The organism is Chitiniphilus eburneus (assembly GCF_005048205.1).
GTDB lineage: Bacteria > Pseudomonadota > Gammaproteobacteria > Burkholderiales > Chitinibacteraceae > Chitiniphilus > Chitiniphilus eburneus.
Genome location: NZ_SUMF01000003.1, coordinates 122,787 through 138,439, shown reverse-complemented (window position 1 = coordinate 138,439; position 15,653 = coordinate 122,787). Strand labels below are relative to the sequence as shown.

General features: G+C 64.5%; 12 protein-coding genes. All 12 read right to left on the bottom strand.

Annotated features, from left to right (window positions below):
• Positions 1–1,883: 1,883 nt before the first annotated feature.
• Positions 1,884–3,128 (bottom strand): hypothetical protein, encoded by a 1,245-nt coding sequence (locus tag FAZ21_RS05580; protein WP_136772296.1) that lies wholly within the window; start codon positions 3,126–3,128, stop codon positions 1,884–1,886.
• On the bottom strand, positions 3,082–4,260 hold the full coding sequence (locus FAZ21_RS05575; RefSeq protein WP_136772295.1) for a methanobactin export MATE transporter MbnM: 1,179 nt from the start codon (positions 4,258–4,260) through the stop codon (positions 3,082–3,084). Before FAZ21_RS05575 ends, FAZ21_RS05580 begins: the two co-directional genes overlap by 47 nt.
• The gene (locus FAZ21_RS05570) at positions 4,260–5,195 is read right to left on the bottom strand and encodes an MbnP family copper-binding protein (protein WP_136772294.1); all 936 of its coding nucleotides are present in this window, start codon (positions 5,193–5,195) and stop codon (positions 4,260–4,262) included. Before FAZ21_RS05570 ends, FAZ21_RS05575 begins: the two co-directional genes overlap by 1 nt.
• A 207-nt stretch (positions 5,196–5,402) precedes the next feature.
• Positions 5,403–5,783, bottom strand: a complete 381-nt coding sequence (locus FAZ21_RS05565; RefSeq protein ID WP_136772293.1) for a DUF2946 family protein — start codon at positions 5,781–5,783, stop codon at positions 5,403–5,405.
• Between the two features lie 366 nt (positions 5,784–6,149).
• Complete coding sequence (locus FAZ21_RS05560) at positions 6,150–6,641, bottom strand: retropepsin-like aspartic protease family protein (protein ID WP_169307268.1); 492 nt, start codon at positions 6,639–6,641, stop codon at positions 6,150–6,152.
• A gap of 115 nt (positions 6,642–6,756) precedes the next feature.
• Positions 6,757–8,661, bottom strand: a complete 1,905-nt coding sequence (locus tag FAZ21_RS05555) for an ATP-binding cassette domain-containing protein (RefSeq protein WP_136772291.1) — start codon at positions 8,659–8,661, stop codon at positions 6,757–6,759.
• Between the two features lie 388 nt (positions 8,662–9,049).
• Entirely contained in the window at positions 9,050–9,871 is an 822-nt protein-coding gene (locus FAZ21_RS05550) for a thymidylate synthase (protein ID WP_136772290.1), read from the bottom strand.
• A gap of 230 nt (positions 9,872–10,101) precedes the next feature.
• The gene (gene chrA / locus FAZ21_RS05545; protein WP_136772289.1) at positions 10,102–11,298 is read right to left on the bottom strand and encodes a chromate efflux transporter; all 1,197 of its coding nucleotides are present in this window, start codon (positions 11,296–11,298) and stop codon (positions 10,102–10,104) included.
• Positions 11,298–13,376, bottom strand: a complete 2,079-nt coding sequence (locus FAZ21_RS05540; RefSeq protein ID WP_136772288.1) for an ATP-binding response regulator — start codon at positions 13,374–13,376, stop codon at positions 11,298–11,300. The genes chrA and FAZ21_RS05540 overlap by 1 nt, the downstream gene beginning before the upstream one ends.
• Positions 13,377–13,445: 69 nt before the next feature.
• Positions 13,446–14,003 carry a transcription elongation factor GreB gene (gene greB, locus FAZ21_RS05535; RefSeq protein WP_136772287.1) on the bottom strand — a complete coding sequence of 186 codons (558 nt, stop codon included), beginning with the start codon at positions 14,001–14,003 and terminating at the stop codon, positions 13,446–13,448.
• A 4-nt stretch (positions 14,004–14,007) separates the two neighbouring features.
• Positions 14,008–15,099 (bottom strand): 23S rRNA pseudouridine(2605) synthase RluB, encoded by a 1,092-nt coding sequence (gene rluB / locus FAZ21_RS05530; RefSeq protein WP_136772286.1) that lies wholly within the window; start codon positions 15,097–15,099, stop codon positions 14,008–14,010.
• 93 nt (positions 15,100–15,192) lie between these two features.
• A complete protein-coding gene (locus FAZ21_RS05525) occupies positions 15,193–15,627 on the bottom strand; it encodes a hypothetical protein (protein WP_136772285.1) in 435 nt (144 codons plus the stop codon).
• Positions 15,628–15,653: the final 26 nt, after the last annotated feature.

Genomic DNA, 15,653 nt, shown 5'->3' with positions numbered 1-15,653 from the left:
CAAACATCCTAAATAATTGATGTATATGAAAAATATTCTAGAATCGGGGTCGGGACCGCATGAGGCATCTGCCATGAAAACGGGTCAACTAGCCCAAGCGGCACACTGCATGCGCAGTGCTGATTGCCAACGTGATCCGCTACAACTCTGCCGACCTCCCGACCAAACAGGCCCCCTTCAGCCAGTACGGCCGGCCGGTCACCAAGTGCCATTAAGCAACTGCTGCTCGACAGCTTCGATGGTCGTGCCTGGGTAGAAGGTTACGAACGCACGCAAATGAAGGCGGTGGTGAAAAATGCCGAAGCAGCCGCCAAGGCCAAGCCAGCCGCCAAGAAATGGATGGCTCAGTAGGAAAAAAGCCCCCCGCATCGGTGGGGCTTTTTTTGGGTCATGCAGGGATGAAGGGAAAATCTATACACATCTCCTGTCCATTTGGGACTTCAATCAACGCATCGTCATCAAACAAGCCCACAAGATCGGAACAGGGTAAGGTGGGGTCTACACGCGATTTTACGGAGAGGAACAGCTCTCGTCGCTACCTCTACGAAGCCAGCCTGACGAGGCAAAGATTGCCCATGCAGTTGCGGAGATTCAGTCAAATCGTTACTACCTTGCTGCCATCCCGACAAGGATGCGACCCTCAATTCCGGCGCACCAAGCAGCCCGATTTACTTACGGCCTTTGTGCGGCCTTTGCCGAAGCGATGCGTGATCTAACCGGACTTCAGCCTGTCGCCCTTTTGGCCGTACGCTTCTCCCCCCAATTCGAGGGAACCCGGCGTAGCGAAACTGGCTATTTCCACAGCGTCGTTCTGCACCCTGATGGCCTAGCTGAGGACTCTTGGGGTAAAGCCTCGCTTAAAGACATTACACGCCGCTTCGGGGTGATCGAATTTAGGACCTGCAGCGATGAGCACCGTGTTGTTGTCGAGAAAATTCAACGATCCTCGGCTGACCGCTATGAGATCGCATTGAGGGATGCCCGTGACCTTATAAGCACTTACCGCCCTCTTCAACTCACGCCATAACACGCGGCATTCCCTCAAGGGCCGGCGCGCGCACCCAGCGCATTTTTATGCCGCATAGCGTCAACCCCCGTGCCGCCAGTGCGTGAAACTACGACGCCAAAAATGAAAAAAGGGACGGCAACCCGTCCCTTTCATCCTGCTCACTGCTTAGCGGTTGCTGTCCGGCGTCCTCTGCACCGGCACCCAGGTGTTCCCGGGTGCTGTGGTGGGTGGAAGTCGGTGATCATCAGGGACAGTCGCGTAGTTGTCCTTGAGACCACCTCGCGGACCTTGTTCCTGAAAAATACCGCCGTCTTTGCCGGTATTGCTACCGGGGGTCAAACCATTAGCCATCGTAGATCTCCTTTAATGGCAAATTGTCGACATCGGGCCCCCGCTACCGGCGAATGTACTTGGCACTTCGCCAAGAATTGCATTACATTTCGCCTGCATTTTCATTTGCAGGACTGCGGAGCTGTCGTTTACTCCGCAAAAAAGCCGTCAGGGTTGCCGCCTTGGCGGCTTTTTCCATTTTTGGCACTCCCTATGCAAGAGTGCCAGTAAGCATGCTAGCGGTGTCCTTGGGCAAGCGCAAGCGGAAAACACTAAATATGGGATTCTACTTGGCAGGTGGCTACTATATGTAGGGTGAATGTAGTGGTGATGTTGTGGCTTTCATTGGATCGTGCACCCATCCGAATCTTCCAGAAGCGCAGCCAATCGAGAAGTAGATTTCCGTTCGTGATCCAACCGGCTTTGTCGTACGCGAGGGCATGGCCTTCGCTTTGTTCGGCAGGGCGGTGAAAAAAAAGCCGCCCTGCCGAAAGCCGAGTCCACCGAAGCATTTTGGCAACGCAGCCAGGCGGTTGCGCTACGCTCACCACCCCCCGGACCACAACTCGGGCATCTGCCACATGGCGCGCAATGCCACGTAGGGATTGTGCGCGTCGGCCACCTGCTCGCTGCCGGCCTCGATGCTCAGTAGCACATCATGCCAGGGGCGCCAGCCGACCATCATCGCCACCCGCGTCGCGCCCGGATTGTCGAGCAGGTTGGCATCCCGCGCCACCGATGTGGCACCGGGGCCGCGCAGGTCCTGGTCGGCATCCAGCCATTCATAGCGCAGCGCGGCCTCCCAGCGTGAATCAAACTGCCAGGTCCCCTGCGCCCAGCCACCCCAGGTCGTGCCGCGATAGCGCGTATCGCCGTTTTCCCCATAAAGCGCCCCAACCTCGTGGCGTAGCAGTGCCGCACCGGATAGCGTCAGCGGCGTGAATGGGGTAGCCCACGATCCCGATACACCGGCCAGTTCCACCTTGCCGTCGAAACAGACGCGCTGCGTCAACGCGCCCTCGCAATCGGGCGAACCGTGGACGTGCCCCGCCCCGCTGTTCTGCGCAAAGGCGCCGCGCCGCTGCGGTTCCAGGTGCGCGTAGAACACATCGGCGCGCAGCGCATCGCGCCCCAGTCCGACCCGCAGCATGGGAAACAGATCGGCGCTACCATCACCGGGAAACGCATCGCTGCGCCAGACGCCCAGGTCCACGCGGCGCAGCCAGGGCCAGGGTTCGTCGCTGCCGCGCTGCCAGCGCAGATTGAAGCCGTTTTCCTGCCAGTCGCCGTCGAACAGTGCGCGCTTGGCCAGTGGCATGGTGAGAAAGCGGTCGAAGTGGCCACCGGTTTCGATTACCTCGCCGATGGGCATGGTGTCGCGGCCGGCGCCGAATGCCAGATCGGTCGATTCCAGGGGGAATGTCCCCTCGAACCATGCCGCTTCGACATGCGCCTTTTCGCCGCTGTGCCAGCCCACGGCGACATGCCCGCCGAACCAGGGGTTGAGTCGGGCGGCGAGTTCCACCGTGGCGTGCTCCAGCCGCCAGCCGCGCTCGTCGTCGTAGCGGCTGCCATTGCCCAGCACGCCGGGCAGCGTCGGTGCCGGGTAGGGTTGGTCTGCATCGAGGTACTCGCCTGCCAGTCCCGCGCCGATGCGCCAGCCCGGCAAGGAAGGAATCGCGGCCTCGCCGCTGTCGTGGGCCTGGGCGGTGCCGGTCAGCATGCACAGCGCCAGCAGCCACTCAAGGCTGGAACGGGTTGGCGAGCTTGGGGTCGGTAAGCAGGTCATGGTCGGTCAATGTCTTGAGAAATACGATGAGGTCGTCGATCTCCGCCTGCGTGAGCGAAATGCGGGTGATCAACTCGTCCTTGTAGGGGTTGGCGCGGCCGTCGCCGGTGTGCGGACCATCGATGACGTTGCGCCCGCCTGCCGCGTAGATCGCCAGCACGTCTTCCAGCGTGTCCACGCTACCGTCGTGCATGTAGGGCGCGGTGACTTCGACGTTGCGCAGGCTGGGCGCGCGGAACTTGCCCATGTCGCTGGCAAGCTGGGTGAACTCGATCAGGCCCACGTTGGGCTCGGGGAAGGCGCCGGTGCCGCCCAGGTTGTACAGGCCGGTGTTGTGGAACGGCGTTTCCACGAAGCGCGACGCGGCGTGTATGGTCTGGTCGTTGAAGTTGAAGCTGCCATGGCAATGAAAGCACTCGGCCTTCTCACCGAAGAACAATTGCATGCCGCGCAGTTCCGCACTCGACAGCGCTGCCTTGCCTGCCAGGTACTGGTCGTACTTGCTGTTGCCCGACAGGATGGTGCGCTGGAAGCTGGCAATCGCCTTGACGATGTTGCCCCAGTTCACCGGCTGTGCTTCGCCGGCGAAGGCGCCGGCAAAGCGCGCCTGGTAGTCGCCGTCGCTGGCGATGCGGCCCAGCACCTCGTCCTTGTTGGCGTCATTGATGCCCATCTCCACCGGCCGGGCGCCGAACAGCGGCACTTCCATCTGCCGCTCCAGGCTGGTCATCACCGGGTTGGCCCAGGTCAGCGTCGGGCTGAACACCACGTTCGCCAGACCCTGCGCGTTGCGCGGGTGCGGTTCGCCGGTGGAGCCGATCGCTACCCGGCGACCGTCGGTGAACGCCTTGTCCTGCTGGTGACAGGAGGCGCAGGCCTGCTGGCCGTTGCCGGACAGGCGCACGTCGTAGAACAACCGGCGCCCCAGCTCCACCTTGGCCGCGCTGATCGGGTTGGCTTCCGGCACGGCGGGCGCGGGGAAGAATGCCGGCAGGTGCCAGTCGAATGCGCCACTGCCTGGCGTTTCATCGACGACGGTGGTTCCGCCGCCACCCCCGCACCCCGCCAGGGCCAGTAGCCCCGGCAGCAGCGCGGCCAGCCATGTCGCACGGACGAAATGGCTGGCGGACATCACTTGGCCTCGACGCGGAACAGTTTCTGACCATGGCCGCCATCGATGGCAAGGCCGGTGTTGAGGTCGATCTTCAGTGCATCGAAGATCGCCACACATTCCGGATCGCTCGGGCTGCTCATGCAACCGGGTGCGCCGCCGGCGTTGACGGTGATATCGGACGTGGCCAGCAGCGTTTGCAGATCGACCACGATCTGCTGGGTGGCGGGATTGAAGCTGTGCGAATGCCAGTCCATGCGGTTGGGGCGCGCGCAGGTGACCGTTTCATTGTTGGCCGGATTACCGGTGCAGGCACCGGCACCCAGGTGAACCTGGAACGAATGGCTGGCCCAGCTTCCTGTCGCGCCTTGCGGATCGGCCAGCTCGATCTTGGTGAACAGCCGTCCCGCCGTCCAGCTCCAGGCCATCGCCTGCACGTCCAGCGGCGCCGCGGCCGTGGCGACATTGCTGTGGTTCTGCGCGCTGGGCAGGCCGACCACGAACTTGATGCCGGTATAGTCACCCGCAGGTACTGTCCCCACCAGTTGGCGATTCATTGCCGCATTGCCGCCCGCACAACTGCCGCTGCCGTCTTCCAGGTCGATCAGCGCCGCGCCGTCGCGCTGCCAATCGTTGTTGGCCAGGGTCACCGGGGTTTCGACATCGTTGGCGTCCAGCAACGACACGCTGGATACGTAAAAGCGCAGGTCCTGCAATTGCGCCGCCACATTGCCGCTGCCCAGGCCCGCAATCTCGGTGCCGCAGCTTACCGGCACGGCGCCGGCCTTGGCCGTGAAATCGATGGCGATCTGTTGCGGTGCTGGCGTGGGCGTCGGAGTCGGTGCCGGCGTCGGCCCGGGGCCGGAGCTGTCCCCGCCTCCACCGCCGCAGGCGGTCAACAACGCGCCGATGGCGAGGGGCGCAAGCAGAGTCCAGGTGCTGGTCTTGATGTTCATCGTGTGTCCTAGGTTTTTATGTGTGTACGTGCCGCCGGCCCGGGTCGGGCCGGTGCCGTCGATTCAGCGTCGGTGCGCATCGGGCACGCACGGCCGTACCGGTTCGCAAGAAATGAACAGGCACGGCGCGATGGCGCGCGATGTGCGGCAAGCCAAGGGTGTTGCGGGGCGCGGGCAGGGCCGAAGACGGCGCGGCCCGCTCAGGGATCAGACGGAAAGGACGGGCGGGCCGCGCGGCGGAGGCAGCCGCGCAGGATCGAGGCGGGAAGGAAGGGAGGCAACCAGACGCAGCGTTGGCGACGCGTTGACGACCGCCGTGGGCGCCGAATGCTCGGTCGCGGCCAGGCCAAAGCTGCCGGCGTGGGTGACACAGTATTGGCAGAAACTGGCCGTTGCCAGATCGAGCGTGCTGGGCGTGGTGGTCGGCGACGTGTTATGCCCATCGGTTTGCACTGAGCAGACCACCAGACTATCGAGCGGCGATTCGGCCAGCGCGGCCCGCGCCATGCTGATCGACGGTGCCAGCGCATTGAGCAGAACGGCGAACAGCGCCATCCCCAGGGCTTTACGCCAGAGGGACTTACGCATGTAGGGGCCGTACCAGTGGCTCAAAGCAGGCTCGCGGATCAATTCGACAGGAGTGCGCCGTGCTCGAAGAGTAGGCGCCAAGTGAAAGCCTGCGGATATTACATGCGAGTCGATGAGGACAACAGCATCTCGTGCGCCGAACGTGGCGAATGCGCTGAATGCCGGATGATCGGGTACATCGCCCGGGCAGGCGTCAGCGGTTTGGCGTGACCGACAAACCCGGCGCGGTGGTTCGGGCCAGTTATGCGAAGCATCCTGATAGGCGCCAAACCGGACTGCCCTCGGCCACGGCAGGACCAGCCCGATGCCGATGGGGCCAGGCACCCCGGCACGGTACTGTCACGCCGGCGGCCTTTGTGGTCGCGCCTATTCCTCGGCCGGATGGCGCAGGATCATGCGCTCGCCGCGCATCACCACCTCCAGGCGGCCCAGCACGTTCATGCCCAGCAGCACTTCATCGCCGGGCATATTGGGTACGACGCCCGCATTCACGTGTTCGAGCGTCATGCCGGGCAGAGTCAGGGTATCCAGCCGGGTTTCGTAGCCTTCGACAGTGCCGTTGGCGGTGTGCGAAATCATCGTTTCGCCGCGCGGCAGGCCCAGTTGCCGCGCCAGCGGTGCCGACAGCGTGATGGCGCTGGCGCCGGTATCGACCATGAACACCACGGGCGAGCCATTGATTTCGCCACGGATGCGGTAGTGGCCATCGGGTGAGCGCGGTATCGCCACTTCGCGCCCTTCGGCCATCCGGATGGCCATGGCTGGCTGCTGGCGGGCTTCGATGAAGCGCTGCATGACGAGGAACACGCCGGCAAACACCAGCAACCAGACAATGAGGGGACCAAGGCTTGTACGCATGACGCCATCTTCGCACGTGGGCGGGGTGGCGTGACGTTGCGCGCGGGCAAAAAAACGCCGCATCGCGCAGGATGGCGCAACGCGGCGTTCTCGCCATGGCATCGAGCGCCAGGTATCAGGCGCCCGCCAGCGCCTCCAGCGCTTCGTGCAGGGCCAGCCAGCGCTCTTCCAGTTCATTCAGCCGGGCCTTTACCTCGGCCTCGCGCTTGAGCGTGTCCTGCAACTGCTGCTTTTGCTCCGGCGCGTAGATGCCCTCCTCGGCCAGCGCGGCGCTCAGGCTGGCGTGCTCGGTGCCCAGCGGCGTCATTTCCTTTTCCACTTTGGCCAGTTGCTGCTCCAGCGGCTTGCGTTGGGCCGCCAGTTGTTGCCGTGCCTCCGCCTCGGCGCGCTTCTGCGCCTTGCGATCGACTGCCTCGCCAGACGCGGCCAGCGCATCCTGGCGATTGCTCTCCTGCCGCTTTTCCTGGCTGTAGCGGCTGTAGTCGTCCAGGTCGCCATCGAATGGCCGTACCTTGCCGTCCTCGATCAGCCAGAAATCGTCCACCGTTGCGCGCAGCAGATGGCGATCGTGCGAGACCACGATCAGCGCACCGTCGAAATCGGTCAGCGCCCGGGTCAGCGCGGCGCGCATTTCGATGTCCAGGTGGTTGGTCGGCTCATCGAGCAGCAGCAGGTTGGGCCGCTGCCAGATCAGCAGCGCCAGCGCCAGGCGCGCTTTTTCACCGCCGGAGAACGGCGCCACCGGCCCGGTGGCCATCTCGCCATGGAAATCGAAGCCACCGAGGAAGTTGCGATGCTCCTGCTCGCGGGTCTGCGGGTCCAGCTTTTGCAGATGCCACAGCGGCGACTCGTCCAGCCGCAGATGATCGAGCTGATGCTGGGCGAAATAACCGATTTTCAGCCCTTTGCCTTCGATACGCTGCCCAGAAAGCAGTTGAAGTTCACCCTGCAAGGTTTTGATCAGCGTGGATTTACCGGCGCCATTCACCCCCAGCAACCCCAGCCGGGCCTGCTTTTCCAGGCTGAGGCTCAAACCACGCAGCAAGGGCTGCCCCGGCGCATAGCCGGCTTCGCCATGCTCCAGTTTCAGCAAGGGATTGGGGCTGGATTCCGGCTCGCGAAAAGTGAACGTGAAGGGCGTATCGACGTGCGCCGCGGCGATGCGCTCCATCCGTTCCAGCGCCTTCACCCGGCTCTGTGCCTGCTTGGCCTTGCTGGCCTTGGCCTTGAAGCGGGTGATGAATGATTCCAGGTGGGCGATTTCGCGCTGCTGCTTGTCGAACGCCTGTTGTTGCTGCGACAGCTTTTCGGCGCGCTGCGCTTCGAAATCGGCGTAGTCGCCGGTGTAGAGCGTGAGCTTGCCGCCATCCACGTGCAGGATTGCGCCGATGGTGGCATCGAGAAAATCGCGATCGTGCGAGATCACCAGCAACATGCCCTGGTAACTGCGCAACCAGCTTTCCAGCCAGACCACGGTTTCCAGATCCAGGTGGTTGGTCGGCTCGTCCAGCAGCAGCAGGTCGGAGCGGCACATCAGCGCCTGCGCCAGATTCAGCCGCATGCGCCAGCCGCCGGAGAACGTCGAGACCGGGCGGCGCATTTCGGCTTCGGAGAACCCGAGGCCGGCCAGCAGCTTGGCCGCGCGCGCCGGCGCGCTGTAGCCGTCGATGGCCTCCAGCCGCCCCAGCAGCTCGCCATGGCGCACGCCGTCGTCGGCCACCTTGGCCAGCTCGGCTTCGATGGCGCGCAGTTCGGTATCGCCATCGAGCGTGTAGTCGAGCGCGCTGGCGGGGAGCGCGGGCGTTTCCTGCGCGACATGGCCGATCACCAGTCGTGGCGGCAGTTCCAGGTCCCCGCCGTCAGGGTGCAACTCGCCCCGCAGCAGCGCAAAGAAGGAAGATTTTCCGGCACCGTTGGCGCCGACGACGCCCACTTTCTGGCCGGGATGGATGGTCAGCTCGGCCTGGTCCAACAAGACCTTGGTGCCGCGCCGTAATGTCAGGGATTTGAGGCGGATCATGGGGCGCAAGTCTACCGCAAAGGGGCGAGGAAGGCCGCTCCGATGCGGGTTTGCGAGTGGTGCCGCCGATGGTTGCCCGGCGTGGGCGACAAAACCACCCGCCGGGTTTTCCTGGCCGCGCTAGGGCGTGCCATCCAATGGTTCACGACAGCGTTCGGCGCAGTTCGGGATGCGGCGCAAGGCGCTGGACGCGTCGCGGTATGAATACCGTAAGCGGCCGGCAACACCGCGCTGCGCCCGAAATGCACCGAACCCGTAGGGCTGGGCCGAAAAAACACCATTCACTGCGTTGCACTCCTTGCCAATAACCGGTTATTGGCAGCGTCGCACGCCTGGTGCCTGGCGCTTTTTCGGCCCAGCGCTGTCGCGAATCATTGGATGGCACGCCCTAGACGGCGACCGGCGCCTTGATCGCCGGCCAGGATTCGTAGCCTTCCAGCGTGAAGTCTTCGAACTCGAAGGCGAACAGGTCGTTACGCGCCGGATTCAGCCGCATGCGTGGCAAGGCGTGCGGCTGGCGCGACAGTTGCGTCTGCACCTGCTCCAGGTGGTTGAGGTAGATATGGCAATCGCCGCCGGTCCAGACGAAATCGCCCGGTTGCAGATCGCACACCTGCGCCAGCATCAGCACCAGTAGCGCGTAGGAGGCAATGTTGAACGGCACGCCGAGGAAAATGTCGGCGCTGCGCTGGTAAAGCTGGCAGCTCAGCTTGCCACGCTGATCGGCCTCGCCCGGCTGGGCCGGCGCCACGTAGAACTGGAAAAAGGCGTGGCAGGGCGGCAACGCCATCTCCTCGATCTGGCCCACGTTCCAGGCCGAGACGATGATGCGACGCGAATCCGGGTTGTGGCGCAATTGCTGCAACACCTGGGCGATCTGGTCGATGTGGCGGCCATCCGCGGTAGGCCAGCTGCGCCACTGGTAACCGTAGATCGGCCCCAGCTCTCCATCCTCGCGCGCCCATTCGTCCCAGATGGTGACGCCGCGTTCCTTCAGCCAGTTGTTGTTGGTTTCGCCGCGCAGGAACCACAGCAGTTCCTGGATGATGGAGCGCAGGTGCACCTTCTTGGTGGTCACCAGCGGAAAGCCCTCGGCCAGATCGAAGCGCATCTGGTGGCCGAACACCGACAGTGTGCCGGTGCCGGTGCGATCTTCCTTCCGGACGCCATGATCGAGAACGTGCTGGAGAAGGTCGAGGTACTGCCGCATTGCTGCACTCCTGGAAAGCGGTCGCGCCGCGGGTGCGGCGTTCCGCGATTCTATGCGAAAGCGGCCTGCTGTTCGATGCTGCTCGGCGGGGACGACAAAACCCGGCAAAGCATCCCTGGCAGACAGCGTGAATCGCTCTGAAAGGCGGCGAACCGGATTTCCCACGGCCGCACAGCGGACGTTGAAGCCCGGCGCCACTAAGCAACACCGCCGGGCGGGCTTTGCCGCGCCTACCCCAGTGCCGCGCCGACCAGCGCGCACCCCAGCACCACCCGCCACGGTGGCCAACGCCAGCGCATCAGCGCCCAGAGCGCGGCGGTGGCCACCACAGCATCCAGCGGCCGCAGGATGGCGCTGGTCCAGACTGGATGGCAAAACGCGGCCAGCAGCAGCCCGACCACCGCCGCGTTCGCCCCGGCCAGCGCGCCGCGCGCCAGCGGGTAAGCCACCAGGCGCGACCAGAACGGCAGCGTGCCGGCCACCAGCAGGAACGATGGCGCAAAGATCGCCGCCAGGCACAGCATGGCGCCGGCCCAGCCGGTGGGCGGCGTCGTCATGGCCGCGCCGAGAAAGGCCGCGAAGGTGAACAACGGCCCCGGCACCGCCTGGGCTGCACCATAGCCGGCAAGGAAGGTATCGTTCGAAACCCAGCCATTCGGGACCACGGCCGCTTGCAGCAGGGGCAGCACCACATGCCCACCGCCGAATACCAGCGCGCCGGTGCGATAGAAGGCATCGACCAGCGCCAGGGTGTGGCTCGGCCAGTAGTGCAGCACCAGCGGCAGCCCCAGCAGCGCAACGGCGAAAACCCCCAGCAGCCCCGCACCGAGGCGGCGCCCCAGTGGCACCGGCAGCGACACGCCCTGCTCCACCCGCGCGCGCCAGCAGACGGCGCCAATGGCCGCGGCCAGCAGCATCGCGGCAAACTGGCCCCACACGCCGGGTAAGGCAAGAGCGAGCGCGGCGGCGCACAATGCCAGCACCACGCGCGGCGCATCGGTGCACAACTGGCGCGCCATGCCCCACACCGCCTGCGCCACGACCGCCACCGCCACTACCTTCAATCCATGCAGCGCGCCGGGCGGCACCAGCGCCGGCCAGGCATCCAGGCCCAGCGCGAACAGCGCCAGCAGCAGCGCCGATGGCAAGGTGAAGCCGGCCCAGGCGGCAAGCGCGCCACCGAAGCCGGCGCACCCCAGGCCCAGTGCCATGCCCACCTGACTGCTGGCGGGGCCGGGCAGGAACTGGCACAGCGCCACCAGATCGGCGTAGGCACGATCGTCCAGCCAGCCACGGCGGGCGACGAACTCATCACGGAAATAGCCGAGGTGCGCGACCGGGCCGCCGAACGAGGTCAGACCCAGGCGCAGGAAAACGAGAAAGACCGCCCAAGGGCGGTCCGGATGGCGGGGTGCCGGGTGGGGCATCAGGCCAGCGTGGGCGCGGTCCGCACCAGCGGCAGTTCCACATAGAAGGTGGCACCGTGGCCGAGCACGCTTTCGCAACCGACCTCGCCACGCATCGCCTCCACCAGCCGCTTCACGATCGATAGCCCAAGACCGGTGGTGTGCTCGCCACCAGTCGGCACGGCGGAAAGACGGCTGAACTTGCGGAACAGGCGCTCCATTTCGTGCGGCGCGATGCCGGGGCCCTGGTCCGACACCCGGACCTGCACCCGCTCGCCGATGACGATGGCTTCCAGGCGGATCGTGGTCTGGTGCGGCGCGTACTTCGAGGCATTGGATACCAGGTTGTCGAGCACCTGCCACAAGGCGTGCCGGTCGGCCTTCACCGTGGCGCCGGAAGGTGTGTAGATGCAGAGCTGCTGCTTTTCGGCGAGCCGGTTTTCCCAGTACGCCGCCAGCTCGCTGCATACGGCATCCAGCGAGACCTGTTCCAGCCGCAACTGGTACTGCCCCGCCTCCAGTGCATTGATGTCGAGCAGATTGCCGAGGATGCGCTGCATGCGTTCCGACAGTTTGACGATGCCGAGCAGCCGGTCTTCCACCCGCTCTTGCGACCACTCGCCCAGCTTGCCGACGATCAGGTGCGTCATGCCCTGGATACTGGCAACGGGGTTCTTGAGATCGTGTGCGGCGATGGTCAGCAGTTCGTTCTTTTCTTCGTTGAGCTGGGTCAGCCGCAGGTTGGCGGCCTCCAGCTCCAGGTTGCGCACGGCCAGTTCCTGCGTGCGGGCCTCGACCAGCCCTTCCAGGTTATGGCGATGTTCCTCGATGGTGACGGCCATGCTGTCGAAGGTACGGGCCACGTCGCCCAGCTCGTCGGGACGGTGCGTATCCAGCTCGGCGCTGCGGCGGCCACGCGCCAGCGCGCCGATCGCCTCCTTCAGGCGACGCAGCGGCAGCGCCACGTCGTGCTTGAGCGTCCAGGCCATCACGCCCAGCTCCAGCAGCAAGGCCACCAGCCCCAGCAGCAACACCATGCTGGCGGCCATGGCGGCCTTTTCCGTGAGCAGCCGCTTGGGGTAGACCGAGACGAACAGCCAGTTGGCGCCCTTGATCTGCGCCACGCCCAGCCAGGCGCTGCCGTCGGGGGCCTCGACGAAAGGCTGGGTGGGCCCGGCGGTCATGGCCGCTTCGTACAGGCCCTTCACTTCCGGATCGTTGACCTGATTCAGGTTATAGGCACCGCCCGCCTTGCGAATCTGCGTGGAACGCGCCGGATGCGCGATCAGGTCGCCATTGCGGGCGACGATGAAATTGTGGGTGCCGGGAATGCTGATGCTGTTGGTGCGCTCGATCAACTCGTCGAGCAGCACATCCTGCCCCGCGCCGCCCACATAGCGGCCCAGGTAATCGATGGGCGTGACCACCGATACCATCCATTGCACGGCCTGCTTGTCGAAGTAGATGCCGGTCCAGAAGGTCTTGCGTTCGGGGTTGCGCGCCGGGGTGGCGCCCAGCTCCGTTTCCAGGTCGAAAGCGAAATCGGCCACCGAGCCGTTGCGCGCGTAGTTCAGGTCCGGCAGGTACATGATGCTGCCGTCCGAAATGTTCAGATCGATGAAGGTATCGTAATAGCGGCTACGGAAGGCCGGTCCATATTCGGTCGCCAGCTGGAAGCCCACCAGCACCTGCCGCATGAAATCGGGGGTGAGCTTGGCCGAAGGCAGCAATGCCACGGTGGCCTGGTGCTCGAAATCGTCGCGCTCCAGCCGCACACGCCACATGCCGTCGCGTTCCTGGTTGAACAGGCGATGGAATTCGGGGGAAGGATCGGTATCCCGCAAGTGCGACAGGCGCCGTACGAATTCATCGCGCAGCCGCCGGGTATTGGTTTCGGCCTGAAGGAAGGGCTCGCTTTCCAGCTGGCTGCGTGCCGCGATGTACTTGCCCAGGTTGGCGAGCGCTTCCTCCTGGAAGCGCCAGTAGCTGTAGTAATACGAGACCGCGGTCACGGCCAGCGCCACCAGCCCGATGCGCAAGGCCATGTTGCGCAGTACGCGGCGGAACAGACTGTGGGATGGGGTGGCGGGCGCTGTCATGGCGCGAGCATAACGGGACGCTCGCGCACTAGCAAAGGTTTGCCGAGAATTTCTCAGCCAATCGGGTGGCTATCCAATTGGCTGGTACCTGACCTCGATGATTTCCAGGTCTTCCACGCCATTGGGCGTGCGCAGTGCCACCACATCCCCTTCCCTGGCCTTGAGCAAGGCCCGGGCCACCGGCGAAGTCCAGCTGATGTGGTTTTTCTTCAGATCGGTTTCGTCCACGCCAACGATGCACACCGTTTCTTCGCGGCCATCCTCGCGCAGATAGGTGACGGTGGCGGCGAAGAACACCTGATCCGTCGGCTCGCGCAGCGCGGGATCGACCACTTCGGCGTGCTCCAGCCGCTTTTGCAGAAAGCGGATGCGGCGGTCGATCTCCCGCAGCCGGCGTTTGCCGTACTGGTAGTCGGCATTCTCGGAGCGGTCGCCGTTGCTGGCCGCCCAGTTCACCACCTGGGTGACATGCGGGCGCTCCTTGTTCACCAGGTCATACAGCTCCACCCGCAGCCGATCCCAGCCACCGGGAGTCATGTAGTTCTTGCTGCCCGCCGGCACTTTCAGTTCGGGAGGCAGATCGTCGTCGGCGTCGTCGTCGCTTTCGCGCGTGAATGCCTTGCTCATGCGGCTATTCCTTGGCTTCCCCGTTCAACTTGAGGTCGGCCCACTTCATCACCGCCATCGTTTCGGTTTCGTTCAGCTCGTAGAACTGGCCACGCTTGAGGCGCGGCGGCAGGCCGAACATGCCGAAGCGGACGCGCATCAGCCGGCTGACGGTCAGTTCGAAGTGCTCGAACATGCGCCGCACCTCGCGGTTGCGCCCTTCCTTGAGCACCACGTTGTACCAGTGGTTGACGCCTTCGCCGCCGCTGGCGTCGATGCGCTCGAACTTGGCCGGGCCATCGTCCAGCTCGATACCACGCTTCAGTTGCGCGATCTGCTCATCGGTCAGCTCACCCAGCACGCGCACCGCGTATTCGCGCTCGATCTCGAAACGGGGGTGGGTCATGCGGTTGGCCAGATCACCGGAGGTGGTGAACACCAGCAATCCGCTGGTGTTGAAGTCCAGCCGGCCGATGGCGATCCACTTGCTCGACGCCAGCTTGGGCAGGCGCTCGAACACGGTGACGCGGCCTTGCGGATCGTCGCGGGTGACCAGTTCGCCTTCCTGCTTGTGATAGAGCAGCACGCGCGGCAGGCGGTCCGCCCAGCGCATCTGCACCCGCTTGCCGCTTACCCGGACATCATCGCCCGGCTTCACCTTGCAGCCCAGCTCGGCCACCTTGCCGTTCACCGTGACCTTGCCTTCGGCGATCCAGGTTTCCACCTCGCGCCGCGAGCCCCAGCCCGAGAAGGCCAGCGCCTTTTGCAGGCGCTCCTCGCCCACCTGTTCGGCGGTCAGGCGCTTTTCGCGCAACTGCTTCTGCTTGGCCACTTCCTTTTGCGAGCCGGCGCGCACCGCCAGTTTCTTGGCGCGCGTCACGGGCGCCTTGCGGGCCACGGGGGGCGTGGTCACTTCGCCATCCATCGGTTTTGCACCGGGCTTTACCACGGGCTTGCGCCGCGCGGTGGCGCCGCCGAGAGCGGCCTTGTTGCTGACCCACTCGCCAGCAGCGGCACCCTGCGGCTTCTTGCGCTGGGCCACCTGGCCGCGCGCGGTATTGCCGGCCTTTTCCTCGCGGATCGCCGGTTGCGGGCGTCTAGCTCGGGTGTTTCTCATTGCCAATCATCCAAAAGCAAACCGCGAGTATACCTGTGCCATCCATGACAAGGGCCGCCCGCAGGCGGCCCCGGTGTGGCGACAGGAAGGAACTCAGCGCGCGGCGAAGAATGCGATGCTGCCCAGGCTGGTCAGGCCCAGGTTAAAATGCTGCGCCGGCTGCGGATCGGCCGCGCCGCGCAATTCGGTGCGCCGCAGTATCTCGAACAGCACTTCGATTTCCTTGAACCACTTGAGCAGACGGGTATCACCGTTGATGAATGCTTCGATCTGCTCCCGCGCGGGGTGATCGCCTTGCACGGCCACCCTGCCATCGTCAGCACTTGTAAGCTGAATGGCCGGCGGTATTGTGATTTTCTGCTGCACCAGCAGCGCGCCCAGGTCCTCGCCATATTTCTTCAATTCGATTGCCGCCTTGGCGCGGATATCCGAAAGCCGTACTTCGCCGTCTTCGCCGCTGGCTCCCAGAAACCGCGCCACACCATCGTCCAGTGCGGAGCTTTCCTCCACGTCGCCCACCATGTTCATCGCCATTTCCTTATATCTGTCGCGTC